This window comes from Shewanella vesiculosa (assembly GCF_009994065.1).
Taxonomy (GTDB): Bacteria; Pseudomonadota; Gammaproteobacteria; order Enterobacterales; family Shewanellaceae; genus Shewanella; species Shewanella vesiculosa.
This window is the reverse complement of the sequence record NZ_JAACSD010000004.1, coordinates 194105-211278: the sequence shown is the minus strand read 5'-3', so window position 1 is coordinate 211278 and position 17174 is coordinate 194105. Positions and strand designations below refer to the sequence as shown.

Here is a 17174-nt window from a genome sequence, read left to right as displayed (position 1 = left end):
TTAGTGTTTTGTATACTTCTCTTTGTGTTTAATTACCTGACGGTCGAGTTTATCGATCAGGGCGTCTATTGCAGCATACATATCAGTGCTTTCTGACATGGCAAAAATCTCTGCACCATTAAGGTTGATTTTAGCTTCTGCTTTTTGTTGTAATTTTTCTACATTGAGCACAACGTGTACATTATTGATCTGATCGAAGTGTCGTTCAAGCTTTGAAAATTTACCTTGAACGTATTCACGTAAAGATTCGGTAATGTCGATATTTCTACCTGTCATATTGATAAGCATAAAAATCCTCCGTTGCCTTGTAGGTTATAAACTCTTACGTTGGTTTGAGGGCGGAATGAGCATCGCTTCGCGGTATTTTGCAATCGTACGACGCGCAACGTTGATCCCCTGATCTGCCAGCAGTTGGGCCATTTTACTGTCACTTAATGGCTTTTGCTGGTTTTCTGCTGCAACCAGTTTTTTGATAAAAGCACGAATAGCGGTAGATGAGCATTCTCCGCCATCGTCGGTGCTGACATGGCTAGAGAAAAAGTACTTTAATTCAAATAGCCCACGTGGTGTGTGCATATATTTTTGAGTGGTAACCCGTGAAATAGTTGATTCATGCATTTCTACTGCTTCAGCAATATCATTGAGCACCATAGGTTTCATGGCTTCTTCACCATATTCAAAGAAACCTTGCTGAAATTGCACAATACAATTGGCGACTTTCAATAAGGTCTCATTGCGGCTTTCGATACTCTTGATGAACCATTTAGCTTCTTGTAAATGACCGCGAATAAATTGGCTATCGGCAGAGTTTTTACTGCTTCTAGCCATGGCTGCATATTGTTGATTAACGCCAATTTTAGGCATATTGTCTGGGTTTAACTCTACAACCCAACGGCCATTCTTCTTTAGTACGGTTACATCAGGAATAACATATTCGTCATCAATAGCGGTGACTAACAAGCCCGGGCGAGGGTTAAGTGACTGGATTAAGGTGATTGCGTCACGCAACTCGTTTTCTTTGAGCTTGGTTTTGCGCATCAATAATCTAAAATCGCGCCCAGCAATTAAATCTAAATAGTCTTTAATGAGCAGACGGGCATTGTCTATATGTGGGGTTGTGTCGGCATATTGGGCTAATTGAATGAATAAACATTCGCTTAAATCTCGTGCGGCAACACCAACGGGATCAAAGTGTTGAATACGTTTTAATACCGCTTCAACTTCATCTAGTTCAACACTTTCATCACCCATGGCTTCGAGAATATCTTCAGTGCTTTGGGTTAAATAGCCGCGTTCATCAATGGCATCAATGATCGCGGTAGCAATTGCTCGATCTGTGTCAGAAAATGGCGTGAGATTTTTTTGCCACTCTAAATGCTCATATAAGCCTTCAGTCGTTTCACCTTGGAATGGCATATCATCATCGCGCATGCTAGCACTGCCTGAACCTGACATTGGTGAGGCGGTGTACACTTCATCCCATGTGGTATCCATAGCTAAATCATCCATGGTTTCTTTGGTCATGGATTCTGCTGTGTCGACTGTTGAGGTGTCTTTTTCTATATTGACCACGCTGTTGTCACTAAAGTCGGTGTCCGATTGGTCGCGACTTTCTTTTACTGAGTCTTTTGCTTGAGAAAACTCATCTTCTATTTCAAGCAATGGGTTTGAGTCCAATGCTTGTTGGATTTCTTGCTGTAGCTCCAATGACGATAATTGCAGTAAGCGGATCGCTTGCTGCAATTGAGGGGTCATGGTTAAGTGTTGACCCATTTTGAGTTGGAGTGACGCTTTCATTTACCGCTTATCCCTAGATGATTTCCATAAAAATGACAATCTCGAAAACTGTAATCGATTGTCACATACATCAATGACATTTAACGCTATTTAGATATCGTTCAATGAAATGAGTTAGATAGACTAAAAGGCCAGTAAAGTAACTATAGCTTGAATTGTTCACCTAAGTACACAGCCCGAACTTGTTGATTACTCAATATCTCATCAGGTGTGCCTTCGGCAATTAAATTGCCCTGGCTGACAATATAAGCGCGCTCACAGACGTCTAAGGTTTCACGTACGTTATGATCGGTAATTAATACCCCTAAGCCGCGGTTTTTAAGCTGTTGAATGATTTTTTTTATGTCGATGACAGAAATAGGGTCAACCCCCGCAAAAGGCTCATCGAGCAAAATAAATTTAGGATTAGCGGCCAGCGCGCGCGCTATCTCTACTCGACGACGTTCCCCACCAGACAACGACATGCCTTGGCTGTCGCGAATATGGGTGATATGGAATTCTTCTAGTAAATGCTCTACTTGCTCAATCCGTTGGTCGGTAGTGAGTTCTTTGCGAGTCTGCAATACGGCCATAATATTGTCGTATACGGTCAGTTTGCGAAAAATACTGGCTTCTTGCGGCAAGTAACCAATCCCTTTGCGAGCTCTAAGATGCATTGGGTCGGCGGTTAAATCGTCATCATCAATTAAGATCCGACCTTTATCGCTTTGCACTAAGCCGACAACCATATAAAACGTGGTTGTTTTACCTGCACCATTGGGGCCTAAAAGACCAACAATTTGGCCTGTTTTAACGGTTAAACTCACATCTTTAACAACCTGACGAGTTTTATAGCTTTTAGCTAAATTTTCAGCCGTTAGGGTTATTTGGGTCATGGTTTGATCTGCTTTTTAACAGGAATTTCAGGGAGCTTTTGCTTTGGTGCAGTCTCGTCTTGGAAATTCTCAGGTTGAATAATAGTAATAACGCGATCTTTCCCTGTACCAGTACTTTCAGCAATCAGCTCTTGAGCGTTAATGTTGTACTTAATACGGTTACCGGTTACTTGGCTACCAGATTGATCCAGTTTGGCATTACCTGTCAATGTCAGTGTAGTGGTAGCAAGATCATAGCTTATTTCGTTGGCACTGGCGGTACCAATTTGACCGTCGTCTAACTCTTGTGAAAACGTTGCAGGGTTACCTATAGCGATGAGTTTTTTACTGGTACTGTTTTCGGGAGTAAACGCCCGTAACTCATCAGCATTAATGTTAATAGTGCCTTGAGTAACGGTAACAGGACCATTAAAAACAATTTGATTATTTTTAATGTCAGCAGACTGGCTTACTGAGGCAATTTTCAACTCTTGTTGAAGATCACCTTGTTTCGCTATGGTAGGTAAACTCAGCAGGCAAAATATGCTGCCAAATAACATAACATTGGCGTGAGTGTTGAGGCGATTAATGTGGCTCATATGTTCCTTCTACCTGGCTGAGTAGCGATAATTTTTGCGAATTCAAGTCAGCATGTAGACCTAAACCTTGAATAATAAACCCTTTACCTTTGATGTACACCATCTCTTGTGAGGTGCCGATCATAGTGGTTAAATCCACCGAAACAGCTTGGGTACTGAGTGACTGCAGGGGTTCTTCTATATTAATGGCATCAATAATAACATTATTTTCTAATATGACTTGGCTGGTATTTTTATTCAATTGGCCTCTATCTGCGCTTAATTGCCATTGCGCTTGGCCGTTTTCAGGGTAAATGAGGTAAACAGGTTTAGTAAAGTGAGTAATGTCACTTGAGGCGTAATGCTCCATGTGTTCGGCACTGACTCGACTAGCAATTAAACCGAGTTTATTAAATTCTGTGGTGCGTAGGTTATCCGCTACAAAGTCTGGACGTTCAATACCACGAACTTTCACAGCATCCATTTCACTGCGTTTTATTTGCGCTTGCCAGTAGAGGAAAAAAGCAAGTCCAAAAAAAGCCACAATACCTAGAGTGATTCTATTCATATACTCATACCATGAGCACTGGCAAATTTATCTTGGCTTAAAAGCAGTAAATCAGTGAGTTCTCGTAACGCGCCATGGCCACCATTAAGAGAGGTGGTCATATGGCAATGTTGCTTAACAAATGGGTGCCCGTCACCGACACACACGGCAAGACCAACTGCTTTCATAACTGGGAGATCTACCATATCATCGCCAATATAAGCGACTTCGTCTGCGCTGACATTATACAGTGATAGGAGTTGTTCAAATGGCTCAAACTTGTTATCAATACCTTGATAAATATGTTTAATACCTAACGCGGTCATGCGAGTTTCGACAATCTTTGATTTGCGGCCAGTAATGACGGCAACGTGCATTCCGCTTGTCAGGATAGATCGAACACCATAACCATCGCGAGTATGAAACGCTTTGAGTTCTTCGCCAGCGTTACTGAGATAAATTCGACCATCTGAAAATACCCCATCGACATCACAGATTAACAGTTTGATTTTTTGAGCGCGTTGCCAAATATCATTGCTGATAGGGCCGTAAAATCCTTGGTGGCTGGTGGTTGATTCTGACATGATTAAATGACTCCCGCTTTAACCATATCGAGCATGTTTAATGCCCCGATCGGTTGATGTTTTTCATTGACTACAATCAGTCCGTTGATACTTTTTTCATCCATAATTTGCAGTGCTTGTGCCGCTAGAATACCGCTAGGGCAGGTGACACAATTCTGGGTCATTACCTGAGCTATCGGAGTGGTGCGAAGGTTGACTTCTGCGTCGATAACTCGGCGCAAATCGCCATCAGTAAAAATACCAACCAGTGTTGTTTCGCTGTCGACAACAGCTGTCATACCAAGGCCTTTTTTGGATATTTCATACAGCGTTTCAGTAATACAAATATCATTATGCACTATGGGTAAATCATCGCCTTTATGCATAACATCATCGACTTTTAATAATAATTTTCGTCCCAGAGATCCACCAGGGTGTGACAAAGCAAAATCATCTCGAGTAAAGCCTTTGGCTTGCAATAAGGCAATGGCTAATGCATCACCCATTGCTAAAGTTGCTGTGGTACTCGAGGTTGGTGCCAATCCTAACGGGCATGCTTCTTCTTGTACTTCAATGCACAAATGGATTTTAGATAAACGCGCCATATTAGAGTCTGGTTTACCTGTTACTGCGATAACCGGTACGCCCATTCGCTGTATTACTGGCATTAATGTCAGTATTTCACTCGATTCACCTGAATTAGAAATGGCAAGCACAATATCGTTTTTAGCCAATGCGCCTAAATCACCATGACTTGCTTCACCTGGATGAACAAAAAATGCCGGTGTACCTGTGCTGGCAAAGGTCGCGGATATTTTATTACCAATATGCCCCGATTTCCCCATGCCCATAACAATCACTTTGCCTTTGCACTGCAAGATGAGTTCACATGCTTGACCAAACTCAACTGAGTCTACATATTGATATAAATTATCTAGGGCAGCCTTTTCAATATCAATGACTTTACGGCCCCACTGACGAAATTGAGTTTGATTTACCATACGGTTCTCTCTTTTAGCTGAATACTTTACCTTCATGCCCCAATCTAGTGAGACTGAAATACAATCACTTGGTACGCGATAAAGGTGATTAATAATAGTGTGCCATGCCAACGAGTCAGTTGTTGCTTAGCGCCACTGGATAATACTAAAACGGCTAATGCTGCACTGGTGCCTAATACCATGTAGAAGTCTCTGCCGCTGGCCGATGTATCGATTTCCCCGGGGGAAATTAACCCTGGCAATGCCAACACAGCAAGAATATTAAATAAGTTCGATCCAACGATATTACCAATGACAAGATCGTGTTCTTTTTTTAACACGCCAGCAATGCAGGCTGCTAATTCTGGTAGGCTTGTCCCTACTGCAATAATGGTTAAACCGATGACAAGATCGGACAAACCATAAAACTTTGCAATACCCACGGCACCATCAACCATCCAACCAGCTGATAGCGGGAGTAATATAATACCGACTGTAAGCCAAATGATAGCATGAAAGGTTGGTACATCTTTAGGGATCTCAGAGTCCATTTCAGTATCTAAGCTGTCGGTGGTTTTGTCATGAGTTGCTTGCCAAATAAAATATCCCATTAACCCTAAAAGGGTTACAAGCAGCATGATACCTTCTACTCGTGTTAATACATTATCATGCAAGGTAAAGCCTGCAAATACAGTAGCTGCGAGCATAATAGGTATTTCACGTTTTAAGGTTTGTGAGCCTACACTAATCGCACCCAGTAATGCGGTTAATCCTAAAATTAAGGTAATGTTAGCTATGTTAGAACCTAGGACATTACCAATCGCGGTGTCACGCATGCCATCCATTGAGGCTGTGGCAGCAACAAACATTTCAGGAGCAGAACTCCCCATCGCAACAATAGTGAGTCCAATTAACATGGGAGGTAAGCCTAAATTACGCGCAAATGCGGCAGCGCCATAAACAAATCTATCCGCACTCCAGACTAAAACTGCAAGGCCGACGACTAACATTAGGATATTAACTAGCATGTGATTCCGATAGTGGTAATTAATTGATGAGCATTTTCGCTGGATTTGTATCAAATTGAAAGCATTGCCCAGTAATTGTACTGACAATCATATGTGCTTATATGGATATAGTTGTCGCTTAATCGACAATTACAGTACAATTTGCGCTTAAACTTAATGCAAGGAAGGCTGTTATCTCCTCAACGCCAATGTCTGATATGAGTAAATCGAATAATAAACCTTTGGTCGAAGTTAACCATTTGGCCTTTAGTCATGGTTCGCGCGTTATCTATGAAGATATTTCTTTGTCGATCCCCAAAGGTAAAGTAACAGCAATCATGGGGCCTAGTGGTATTGGTAAAACGACCCTATTAAAATTAATTGGTGGGCAGCTAATTCCCGATAGCGGGCAAGTATTGTTCGATGGCCATGATATACATCAGCTTAAGCGTAAGGATCTTTTTCAACTGCGAAAGCGCATGAGCATGCTATTTCAAAGTGGTGCATTATTTACCGATCTTAACGTATTCGATAATGTGGCCTTTGCCTTGAGAGAACATTCTGGACTTCCAGAAGATGTTATCCGTTCAATTGTATTGATGAAGCTGCAAGCTGTCGGTCTTCGCGGCGCAGCATATATGATGCCAAACGAGTTATCTGGTGGCATGCAGCGAAGGGCCGCATTAGCTCGGGCGATTGCGCTTGAACCTGAAATGGTGATGTATGATGAGCCATTTGCAGGACAAGACCCAATTTCCATGGGTATGTTAGTTAAACTTATTCGTGAGTTGTCGGACTCATTAAAACTCACTTCGGTGGTTGTGTCTCACGATGTTGATGAAGTATTGGGTATAGCAGATTATGTTTATGTGATTGCAGACAAAAAAGTCATTGCTCATGGTACACCAGAGCAATTACGTCAATCTGATAATCCACAACTAGTTCAGTTTATTCAAGGCGCGCCAGATGGCCCAGTGCCATTTCATTATCCTGCAGAGGATTATCAAGAGGAGCTACTTCGTGGGCGCAACTGATTATATTGCCGATATCGGCAAATATGCACTGCAAATAGTGTTGGGCTATGGCCGAGCGGGCATTATGTTATGGCGCGCGATTGTACGTGTGCCTAATTTTAAAAAAGGTATGCCACTTCTGGTTAGACAAGTTTATGTGCTTGGTGTCCGTTCCATGGTGATCATTTTAGTGTCTGGCTTGTTCATTGGCATGGTATTAGCGCTACAGGGGTACAATATTCTTGTTGGGTTTGGTACTGAAGAAAGCTTAGGGCCTATGGTGGCACTAAGCTTATTACGTGAACTCGGGCCAGTGGTTGCCGCGTTATTATTTGCTGGCCGAGCAGGTTCTGCTTTAACGGCTGAAATTGGCTTAATGAAATCGACTGAGCAGTTGTCGAGTCTAGAAATGATGGCGATAGATCCGTTAAGACAAATCATTGCACCGCGTTTTTGGGCAGGCGTCATCAGCATGCCATTGCTAGCGTTAATGTTTAGTTTAGTCGGTATTTTTGGTGGTCATTTAGTCGGTGTAGAATGGAAAGGTATTGATAGTGGTGCATTTTGGTCTATTCTTCAAGCATCGGTTGAATGGCGACAAGACATAGTTAATTGTTTGATTAAAAGTACTATTTTTGGTGTGGTGGTGACATGGATTGCCTTGTACAGAGGTTATGAAGTCCAACCTAATCCAGAAGGTATCAGCCGTGCGACAACTTCAACTGTTGTGCAGGCAAGCTTAGCTGTTCTAGCGCTGGACTTTTTGCTTACGGCAATCATGTTTGGAAATTAAGATTTTTTCATTGTTTAGATTAATTTAAGTGGTTTAATAGTATGTTGACACGGAAAATAGAGTTATTGGTAGGCGTGTTTTTATTGTCAGGTTTGTTGGCTTTTTGCATCTTAGTATTCAATGTTGCTAATGTTCAAGTCAAGTCTAATGACCAGACTTACAACTTGGTCGCTGAATTTAATAATATTGGCGGCTTAAAAGTACGTTCGCCAGTAAAAGTGGGTGGTGTGGTGGTTGGTCGTGTAACCAATATTACTCTCGATACCCATAAGTTGGTGCCAATAGTGACATTAACAATGGATAAGCGCTTTGATCAATTTCCGGAAACAAGCAGCTTAGCTATTTTGACTTCAGGACTCCTTGGCGAGCAATTTATTGGTTTAACGCCTGGGTTTATGGACGATGATATTTCGATGCTTGCCGATGGCGATAAAGTACATGACACACGTGGTGCATTGATTTTAGAAGATTTAATTGGTCAGCTTTTATATAGCATGTCATCTAAAGATAAATAGGATCCCAATTATGAAAACATTTTTTAATCATGTTATAGCGCTATGCCTAATAGGCAGTGCGGTTATCAGCCAAGGTGCAATGGCTGCTAATGATGAGGTCAATACCCGTGATCCTTATGAGATGATCAAACAAGTCGCCAATATGACTTTTGATCGTTTTAAAGCAGATAAAGCCTTAATTAATGATGATTTAAGTCATTTAAAAGTTATTGTTCGTGAAGAGCTTATGCCTTACGTCGATTATAAATATGCTGCTTATAAAGTGATGGGGCAGTATTTAAGTGATACGACCGTCGATCAACGTAATCGTTTTGTGGATGCCTTTGAAGGCTATTTAGTGGCAACCTATGCACAAGCATTAACCGAATATACTGATCAAAAAGTGGCTTTTGACCCGCCGAGTGATTTCAGCAATGAAAAAATAGTTGAAGTGAATGTTCAAATCCTTGAGCAAGGTCGTCCACCGATTAAAATTCAATTTAAAGCGCGTCGTTTAAAAGACGATACGTGGAAAGCGTTCGATTTAGTGGCAGAAGGTGTGAGTTTATTGGCTTCTAAACAGTCTGAAATCTCTAATTTAATCCGCCAGCAAGGTATTGAAGCGGTGATTACCATGCTGAATGATAAAACCCAACAGACTATTGATCGCCAACCAGCAAAAGAAGCTGCAGCTGCGTGATTACCTTTAATCAACAAGATCAACGTTGCATCGTCAGCGGTCGCTTAACCCAAGATGAAGTAAAACAATTGTGGCCAAAACGCCATGAATTGTTTACTGCATCAACTCAAGTGGTAGACTTATCAGCATTAGAATACGTCGACAGTGCGGGTGTTGCACTGTTATTAGCGTTAATCAAACTACATGCGACAAGTAGCCCAGAAACAAGTGTAATACATCAGTTGGTTAATCCAAGTGAACAGCTCAAAAAAATGATTGAGCTTTATGATTTAGATGCTTTTTTCAGCCAAAAATAGAAACGAATAGTAAAGGTAATTGATTCCATGGAATGCAATGTTATAGAACAAATTTTAACCGAGGCGTTGTCGCTCACTGAAGCGCACGTTACCTCTGATGGCAGTCACTACAAAGTCGTCGCCGTAGGTGAGTGTTTTGATGGTATGAGCCGGGTAAAACAACAACAAGCAATTTACAGTCCTTTAGCTGAGCAGATTGCCAGTGGTGAATTGCATGCGTTAACAATTAAAACTTTTACGCCGACTCAGTGGAAGCGTGAAAAACTTTTCAATATGTAACAACAGAGATTCACAGTGGATAAATTAACTATTAAAGCCAGCAAGCCTTTAGCTGGTGAAGTCGTGATCTCTGGTGCAAAAAATGCGGCACTCCCCATTTTAATGGCTGGCGTATTAGCCGAAACAGATTTTATTGTCTCAAATGTTCCCAACTTACGCGACGTGATCACCAGTTGTGAATTATTACGTTGTTTAGGTGCCGAAGTTGAAGACCTCGGCGGTAGCCGCATTCGTATTTCTACCTCTAACTTAAACGAATATTGCGCACCTTATGACTTAGTCAAAACAATGCGTGCATCGATTCTTATTTTAGGCCCACTGCTTGCCCGTTATGGTACTGCAGATGTTTCTTTACCTGGCGGTTGTGCCATTGGTGCTCGTCCGGTGAACCTGCATTTACATGGCTTAGAGTTAATGGGTGCCAAAATTGAAGTCAAGGAAGGCTACATTAAAGCGCGTGTTGATGGCCGTTTAAAAGGCGCTCATATCTTTATGGATATGGTCAGTGTCGGTGCAACAGAAAATTTGCTGATGGCTGCAGCATTAGCTGATGGCACGACAGTCATTGAAAATGCGGCCCGTGAACCTGAAGTGACTGACTTAGCTCATTGCTTAATTGCCATGGGAGCAAAAATCACTGGTGTTGGTTCTGCCACGTTAACGATTGAAGGTGTGGAACGTCTATCGGGTTGTGAATACCGCGTCATGCCAGATCGTATCGAAACCGGTTCATTCTTGGTTGCCGCAGCCGTCACTCGCGGTAAGATTCGTTGTGTATCAGCCGATCCTAAAACCTTAGAAGCGGTATTATCTAAGCTTGAAGATGCCGGTGCTGAGATCACAACTGGCGAAGATTGGATTGAGCTTGATATGAAAGGCCAACGTCCAAAGTCTGTTAATATTAAAACCGCACCTTATCCTGCGTTTCCAACCGATATGCAAGCGCAATTTTGTGTGTTGAATGCACTTGCTCAAGGCACAGGTCGTGTTACTGAAACTATCTTTGAGAATCGCTTCATGCACGTTCCTGAATTAAGCCGCATGGGCGCAGACATAGAGCAAGAAGGTAATACTTGTATCATCCATGGTACTGAGCGTTTAAACGGTGCCCAAGTGATGGCGACAGATTTACGCGCCTCTGCCAGCTTAGTGATTGCAGGCTTAATGGCTGATGGCTTAACTACAGTCGATCGTATATATCACCTTGACCGTGGTTACGAGCATATTGAAGCCAAGTTTCAAGGTTTAGGTGCTGAAGTTGTTCGCGTGAAGAACTCTTAGGTTTATCTCGCTCTCAGCAGAAAATACCTCATAAAAAAGCCATTCAAATGAATGGCTTTTTTATAACGTTGATTTAATTAGTAGTAGGTCTTACTCAGGCGCTGTGGCTTTTTCTGCAATAATGACTGGCAGTATTTGACGCTTACCCTCACGTATAATGGTCATGTTGACTTTAGTTCCTGGGGGGGTCTCTGCAATTCTGTCCATCAACATTTCAACCCCCGGGACATCTTCATCATTATATTGGGTAATGACATCTCTTGGCGTTAAGCGCGCACGAGCCGCTGGTCCGTCAGGATCGATACCCGTCACTAACACACCTTTTAAATCGGGCAGGTTGAGTATCTGTGCCATTACCGGATTAAGTGGTTCACCTGAAATACCTAAAGCACCACGGATAACTCGGCCATGTTTAATCAATTTATCCATAATGCTGTGGGCTAACTTAATGGGGATAGCAAAACTAATCCCATTGCCGCCACTATCATTACCCACTTGGAATGCCGCGGTATTGATACCGATTAATTCACCGCCAGTATCGATTAGTGCTCCGCCTGAGTTACCAGCATTAATGGCTGCGTCTGTTTGCAAGAAGTCGAGGTAACCTGAACTTAAGCCATTACGTCCTGTTGCACTAATAATACCCTGAGTAATTGTTTGGCCAATATTGTATGGATTACCAATGGCTAGCACCACATCGCCTACTTGGGCTAGTTTATCGAGATTAATCGGTACTATAGGTAAATTATCGCCTTCAATTTTAAGTACTGCTAAATCTGTCTCTTGATCAGAACCAACTACTTCAGCAGTAAATTTACGCCCATCTTGTAGCGCAATAACAATCTCGTCGGCTTTTTTTATCACATGATAATTTGTGAGCACATAGCCTTCTTTACTCATTATCACGCCAGAGCCAAGGCCTTGAAGTGAGCTTGAATTGAGCGGATTACGTTGATCAATGCTAAGGCTATAAATATTGGCTACTGCAGGTGCGGCTCGACGAACGGCTTTAGCGAAAGATAATTCTGAGCCACTATTGCTGACATTTGTGAGGCTATTGTTGAATGAGGAATTTTGCATTAACGCTGTTATGGCTAAAAAAACAGCAGCCATAATTAGACCAAATACCACAGCTTTAGTTATATAGATGCAAGTGTCTTTTAGGTTCATGGCTTGAATAATTGTTAAAAAAAATGGCTGTTATATTAACATAGCTCAAATAAATAAGCACCGACCAAAAGTTGGCCGATGCTTCATTCTTGAACGGGTATCACAGACTATAACCTGATGATTCTTATAGCTGTGATGAGGTAAATTAAGTGCCAACTATGTTAGCGTCAACTGTATTAGCGTAAAACAAGGTAGAGTAAGTTATTGTCACGTAATATCTTCAGTGCCACAGAGTTTTTATTGTCTTTTAGCATTTCTTTTAATGCTTTAAGGCTAGTCACTTTACTGCGATTAAGCCCCACAATTAAGTCTCCTTTGACTAAGCCACTCATTGCTGCTGGTGAACCCTGAGCAATATCAGTGATCTCAATACCTTTTTTACTGTCCTCAAGTGTCGCGCCTTGTAACATAGGATGTACGCTACCGGCTTCAGCCTCAACTTTGTCTGCTTCACCTAGTGTCGCTTTAATCTTCTTCGTATTGCCGTCACGAATAATTCCGAATTCAACCTCGGCACCAGCACCCATAGTGGCTACTTTTGCGCGTAATTCCTGGAAGGTTTTAATACTCCGCCCATTGAGGCTGACAATAATATCACCCGCTTTTAATCCTGCTTTATCTGCAGCACTTTTTGGCATCACTTCATTAACGAAACCGCCGTGCTGGGTATCTAAACCAAACGCTTTGGCAAGTTCATTATCAAGATCGCGACCTGATACCCCTAATACGCCGCGTCGTACTTCACCGTGCTCAATAATCTGTTCAACAAGGTTGTTAACCATATTGGCTGGGATAGCGAAACCAATACCAACGTTACCGCCATTTGGGGCGACAATCGCGGTATTAATACCGATGAGTTCACCTTTTAAGTTAACTAATGCACCGCCAGAGTTACCACTATTTATCGCGGCATCAGTTTGGATAAAGTTTTCTAGCATTTCAATGCCTAAACCACTGCGGCCGAGTGCGCTGACTATTCCTGACGTTACGGTTTGGCCAAGCCCAAATGGGTTACCGATGGCAACTGCAAAATCACCAACGCGGATGTCGTCAGAATCAGTTTGCTTAATCGCGACTAAGTTTTTCGCTTCAATTTGCAGCAGGGCAATATCAGACTCTTTATCTGCGCCAATGAGTTTAGCCGTGACTTCGCGACCATCATGTAAACCGACTTTAATATCGTCTGCACCGTTAATAACGTGGTTATTAGTAATGATATAGCCTTTATCAGCATCGATAATGACCCCTGAACCTAACCCTCTAAAAGGACGTTCTTGAACTTGTTCTTGTGGAGCGTTTGGACCAAAGAAGTAGCGAAATACATCAGGGACGCGTTGTTTTGATACTTGAGTACCAGATACTGCTACTGATACCACCGCAGGTGTAGTGCGTTCTAGCATTGGCGCTAAACTAGGAATAGCTTGGCCGTCAACCGCTTGTGGAATGGCAGCGAGCGATAGTGTTGGTGCTATGGCTAACGATGCCGTTAATAACGCAGCAGAAAGTAAACTTAATTTGGTTTTCATCTATGGATAGCTCCTGTATGCATTCAAGCTTTATGACATTAAAATATGTGGTTTGATGACATAAAATATGTGGCTTGAGGGCATTATTTTAAAGTTAAATATCGTTAATCATTTATATTAGTGCTGTTGCGAGCCCGTTTTGAAATGGTGAGCTAATCAGTTCGTTTGCAATAACAAGTAAGTAAAAAATAAGTCAGTTGACGATAATCAATCAGAGTAGTGCTCATCTGGTTAGTTGCATTTTTATTAACAAAGGTTAATTTGATCCTTTGAAGCCATTACTCGTATTTGTTGTTTAATGTTATTATTCGCAGCAATTATTTGATGTAAGAGAGTCGTAATCGTGTCGCAGTTAACCCCTTGGCAGCATTATCAGCAAGACCTTACCCGAGAAGATTTTTCACATGATGCCGCACAAGAAAAAGCGGTAAAATCATTACAACGCGTTTACGATGAATTAATGGTCGCGGTTAAGCCGATATCTGGTATTAATAAATTGTTTGCTGCCGTTAGGGTTAAATCAACACCAGCAGCGGTAAAAGGCTTGTATTTATGGGGCGGCGTTGGTCGAGGCAAAACCTATTTAATGGATACTTTTTTTGATTCATTGCCTATTGAGCAAAAACTACGAGCTCATTTTCATCGGTTTATGCATCAAATCCATCATGACTTAGGCGAGTTAAAAGGTGTACAAGATCCGCTATTGTCTATAGCCAAGAAGATGGCGTCGCAATATAAAATTATTTGTTTTGATGAGTTTTTTGTCTCAGATATTACCGATGCCATGTTGTTGGGGACTCTATTTCAAGCATTGTTCAAAGAAGGGGTTGCACTCGTGGCTACCTCAAACATCATCCCCGATGAATTATATAAAAACGGTTTACAGCGAGCGCGTTTTTTACCTGCGATTGCGTTGATTAATCAACAATGTGAAATTCTCAATGTCGATTCAGGTATCGATTACCGTCTTCGCACCTTAGAGCAGGCTGAGATTTATCATCATCCACTCGATGAACAAGCAGACATCAACTTGTTGCATTACTTTGATCAACTCGCAACCGAATCAGAAAGACTGACCTCCCCGATAGAAATTGATGGCCGTGCCATTCGCATTCGTCAACAGTCACAAGGTGTTCTGTTAATTAATTTTCGTGATCTCTGCGATGGCCCTCGTTCACAGCGAGATTACATGGAAATGGCATGCCTTTATCATACTGTGCTGCTGAGTGGATTAGAGCAAATGGGTTCACAGCAAACTGGTGATGATATTGCCAGACGCTTTTTAGCCATGGTTGATGAGTTTTACGAGCGAAATGTGAAATTGATTATTTCTGCGCAAGTGGAATTAGAGCAGATTTATACCGATGGCCAGTTAACGTTTGAGTTCAGACGTTGTCGCTCAAGACTGATTGAAATGCAATCGAGAGAGTATCTGGCGCTGGAACATTTACCATAGGCTAGCAGTGAGATTTTTAAAAAAAGCAGGCGGTTAATTATTCAGCCGAAATAGAGCAGTTTATTTAAAATATTATCAGAAATCAGGTGATCTTTGCTGTGGCTTTGCGTATAATCTGCGACCTGCCCGCGTTAATCCGCCAATTTGGGCGGAAGTTGTAAGCCAATATTCATGTTCGAAGGGGCAAGAATCGGTAATTTTGTGTTGATTGCAACCTGCAGTCGGCATGTGAGACAGAAAATTAACTTTGGGTTTTTGTAATAATGAAGACTTTTACTGCTACACCAGAAACTGTAACTCGTGACTGGTTTGTTGTTGACGCTGAAGGCAAAACTTTAGGCCGTATCGCAACTGAAATCGCAACTCGCTTACGTGGCAAGCATAAGCCAGAATACACTCCACACGTTGACACCGGTGATTACATCATCGTTATCAATGCTGAAAAAGTGACTGTAACTGGTAATAAAGCAGCCGGTAAGATCTACTACTCTCATTCAGGCTTCATTGGTGGCATTAAGCAAATCAGCTTTGAGAAGCTTCAAGCTCATAAGCCTGAAATGATCATCGAGAAAGCAGTTAAGGGTATGTTACCAAAAGGTCCTTTGGGCCGTGCCATGTTCCGTAAACTTAAAGTTTATGCTGGCACAGAACATAACCACGCTGCACAACAACCACAAGTTCTTGATATCTAAACGGGAGGAGTAAGCAAATGTCTGCAACTCAGTACTACGGCACTGGCCGTCGCAAAACATCTACAGCTCGCGTTTTCGCTAAAGCAGGTAGTGGCAATATCGTTGTAAACCAACGTCCTTTGGATGTTTATTTTGGTCGTGAAACTGCTCGTATGGTTGTTCGTCAACCATTAGAATTAGTTGAAATGACTGATAAATTAGACATCTATGTAACAGTTAAGGGCGGTGGTACTACTGGCCAAGCTGGTGCAATTCGTCACGGTATTACCCGTGCACTATTGCAACTAGACGAAGCTTTACGTCCTACTCTACGTACCGCTGGTTTTGTTACCCGTGATGCTCGTAAAGTTGAACGTAAGAAAGTTGGTCTACGTAAAGCACGTCGTAAGCCACAATTCTCTAAGCGTTAATTCGTTTTTTGGATTCAAAAAACCCAGCTTATGCTGGGTTTTTTATTGCCTAAATTTTATCACTTTACACTGCAGCAATTTTATTCATCAGCAGCTATCAAGCGCTCTTTTGTCCTGCGAGTTCAGCTCTTAATACACTGGATATTAACCGAGTCTGGAATAAGTCACTTCTCCTTACCCGTAAAACAAGTCGCAAGTTTGATATGACATAGGCCGAAAGTGGTTATTTTACCTTACTTAGTTTCATCTCTTATACCAGCGCTTATTTCCCGTTCAGGTTAACTTTTTTGGCATTAGGTATTAGGCATGAGGTTTACAAGCTTGTGACTTATAAGGTCGAAATGCATTGAATAAAGATGTACTACTAATAGTGCTCACTAGATTGAACGTTTTGATTTAAGACAGTAAGGGACTTGGCGTATTAAGGTAATGTATTTATAAGGCAGATTAAACGCAGTTGCCAATCATGCTTAACGTCTTCTTAGGCTAATCAAGCAGATATTGAATATAATAAGGCTCAATAAAAGAGAGGCTAAAACATGAATATACCGTTATTAATGAGTGCATTTGGGTTAGTTTTAATCCTTGAAGGGCTAGGTCCATTACTTTTTCCTAACAAGTGGCAAAAATATTTATTAGAGCTTTCGACACAAAAGCAAAATGTTCTCAGACGCTTAGGTGGCTGCTTAGTAACAACAGGAGCCGTTTTATTGATCATTTTTCAATAAAATACTTGCC

Annotated in this window: 21 protein-coding genes; 11 read left to right on the top strand and 10 right to left on the bottom strand. The window is 41.7% G+C overall.

Going from position 1 to position 17174, the window contains the following annotated elements:
* The 8 genes from hpf to GW828_RS03170 form a co-directional block, all read right to left on the bottom strand.
* Window positions 1–288 (bottom strand): ribosome hibernation promoting factor, encoded by a 288-nt coding sequence (hpf, locus tag GW828_RS03205; RefSeq protein ID WP_124015078.1) that lies wholly within the window; start codon window positions 286–288, stop codon window positions 1–3.
* A gap of 24 nt (window positions 289–312) precedes the next feature.
* Window positions 313–1797, bottom strand: a complete 1485-nt coding sequence (locus tag GW828_RS03200; RefSeq protein ID WP_124015077.1) for an RNA polymerase factor sigma-54 — start codon at window positions 1795–1797, stop codon at window positions 313–315.
* Between the two features lie 143 nt (window positions 1798–1940).
* Entirely contained in the window at window positions 1941–2672 is a 732-nt protein-coding gene (gene lptB / locus GW828_RS03195) for an LPS export ABC transporter ATP-binding protein (protein WP_124015076.1), read from the bottom strand.
* Window positions 2669–3250 carry a lipopolysaccharide transport periplasmic protein LptA gene (lptA, locus tag GW828_RS03190; RefSeq protein WP_124015075.1) on the bottom strand — a complete coding sequence of 194 codons (582 nt, stop codon included), beginning with the start codon at window positions 3248–3250 and terminating at the stop codon, window positions 2669–2671. The genes lptB and lptA overlap by 4 nt, the downstream gene beginning before the upstream one ends.
* On the bottom strand, window positions 3237–3797 hold the full coding sequence (gene lptC / locus GW828_RS03185) for an LPS export ABC transporter periplasmic protein LptC (RefSeq protein ID WP_124015074.1): 561 nt from the start codon (window positions 3795–3797) through the stop codon (window positions 3237–3239). The genes lptA and lptC overlap by 14 nt, the downstream gene beginning before the upstream one ends.
* The gene (kdsC, locus tag GW828_RS03180) at window positions 3794–4360 is read right to left on the bottom strand and encodes a 3-deoxy-manno-octulosonate-8-phosphatase KdsC (protein WP_124015073.1); all 567 of its coding nucleotides are present in this window, start codon (window positions 4358–4360) and stop codon (window positions 3794–3796) included. The genes lptC and kdsC overlap by 4 nt, the downstream gene beginning before the upstream one ends.
* 2 nt (window positions 4361–4362) lie before the next feature.
* The gene (locus GW828_RS03175; RefSeq protein ID WP_124015072.1) at window positions 4363–5340 is read right to left on the bottom strand and encodes a KpsF/GutQ family sugar-phosphate isomerase; all 978 of its coding nucleotides are present in this window, start codon (window positions 5338–5340) and stop codon (window positions 4363–4365) included.
* 44 nt (window positions 5341–5384) lie between these two features.
* Entirely contained in the window at window positions 5385–6347 is a 963-nt protein-coding gene (locus GW828_RS03170; RefSeq protein ID WP_124015071.1) for a calcium/sodium antiporter, read from the bottom strand.
* 188 nt (window positions 6348–6535) lie between these two features.
* On the opposite strand from GW828_RS03170, the gene GW828_RS03165 reads away from it, so the two are divergent.
* The 7 genes from GW828_RS03165 to murA all read left to right on the top strand — a co-directional run bounded on the left by GW828_RS03165 (window position 6536) and on the right by murA (window position 11182).
* Window positions 6536–7360, top strand: a complete 825-nt coding sequence (locus GW828_RS03165; RefSeq protein WP_124015070.1) for an ATP-binding cassette domain-containing protein — start codon at window positions 6536–6538, stop codon at window positions 7358–7360.
* On the top strand, window positions 7347–8132 hold the full coding sequence (mlaE, locus tag GW828_RS03160) for a lipid asymmetry maintenance ABC transporter permease subunit MlaE (RefSeq protein ID WP_124015069.1): 786 nt from the start codon (window positions 7347–7349) through the stop codon (window positions 8130–8132). The genes GW828_RS03165 and mlaE overlap by 14 nt, the downstream gene beginning before the upstream one ends.
* Before the next feature lie 41 nt (window positions 8133–8173).
* Window positions 8174–8647: an outer membrane lipid asymmetry maintenance protein MlaD gene (gene mlaD / locus GW828_RS03155; RefSeq protein ID WP_124015068.1), complete on the top strand. Its 474-nt coding sequence runs from the start codon at window positions 8174–8176 to the stop codon at window positions 8645–8647.
* A gap of 79 nt (window positions 8648–8726) precedes the next feature.
* Window positions 8727–9326 carry an MlaC/ttg2D family ABC transporter substrate-binding protein gene (locus GW828_RS03150; RefSeq protein WP_273057947.1) on the top strand — a complete coding sequence of 200 codons (600 nt, stop codon included), beginning with the start codon at window positions 8727–8729 and terminating at the stop codon, window positions 9324–9326.
* Entirely contained in the window at window positions 9323–9622 is a 300-nt protein-coding gene (locus tag GW828_RS03145) for an STAS domain-containing protein (RefSeq protein WP_182722364.1), read from the top strand. Before GW828_RS03150 ends, GW828_RS03145 begins: the two co-directional genes overlap by 4 nt.
* A gap of 27 nt (window positions 9623–9649) precedes the next feature.
* Window positions 9650–9901 carry a BolA family protein gene (locus GW828_RS03140; RefSeq protein WP_124015066.1) on the top strand — a complete coding sequence of 84 codons (252 nt, stop codon included), beginning with the start codon at window positions 9650–9652 and terminating at the stop codon, window positions 9899–9901.
* A 15-nt stretch (window positions 9902–9916) separates the two neighbouring features.
* Entirely contained in the window at window positions 9917–11182 is a 1266-nt protein-coding gene (murA, locus tag GW828_RS03135) for a UDP-N-acetylglucosamine 1-carboxyvinyltransferase (protein ID WP_124015065.1), read from the top strand.
* A gap of 90 nt (window positions 11183–11272) precedes the next feature.
* On the opposite strand, the gene degS is transcribed toward murA, so the two are convergent.
* Together degS and degQ are read right to left on the bottom strand one after the other, a co-directional pair.
* The gene (gene degS / locus GW828_RS03130) at window positions 11273–12352 is read right to left on the bottom strand and encodes an outer membrane-stress sensor serine endopeptidase DegS (protein WP_124015064.1); all 1080 of its coding nucleotides are present in this window, start codon (window positions 12350–12352) and stop codon (window positions 11273–11275) included.
* 176 nt (window positions 12353–12528) lie between these two features.
* Window positions 12529–13878 (bottom strand): Do family serine endopeptidase DegQ, encoded by a 1350-nt coding sequence (gene degQ, locus GW828_RS03125; RefSeq protein WP_273057900.1) that lies wholly within the window; start codon window positions 13876–13878, stop codon window positions 12529–12531.
* A 343-nt stretch (window positions 13879–14221) separates the two neighbouring features.
* On the opposite strand from degQ, the gene zapE reads away from it, so the two are divergent.
* From zapE to GW828_RS03105, 4 genes are all read left to right on the top strand, one after another.
* Window positions 14222–15334, top strand: coding sequence for a cell division protein ZapE (gene zapE, locus GW828_RS03120; protein ID WP_273057901.1), 1113 nt, complete (start codon window positions 14222–14224; stop codon window positions 15332–15334).
* A gap of 263 nt (window positions 15335–15597) precedes the next feature.
* Complete coding sequence (gene rplM, locus GW828_RS03115; protein ID WP_011638797.1) at window positions 15598–16026, top strand: 50S ribosomal protein L13; 429 nt, start codon at window positions 15598–15600, stop codon at window positions 16024–16026.
* Window positions 16027–16043: 17 nt separating this feature from the next.
* Window positions 16044–16436, top strand: a complete 393-nt coding sequence (rpsI, locus tag GW828_RS03110; RefSeq protein ID WP_124015061.1) for a 30S ribosomal protein S9 — start codon at window positions 16044–16046, stop codon at window positions 16434–16436.
* A gap of 539 nt (window positions 16437–16975) precedes the next feature.
* Window positions 16976–17164, top strand: coding sequence for a DUF2065 domain-containing protein (locus GW828_RS03105; RefSeq protein ID WP_124015060.1), 189 nt, complete (start codon window positions 16976–16978; stop codon window positions 17162–17164).
* The last annotated feature ends 10 nt before the right edge of the window (window positions 17165–17174 follow it).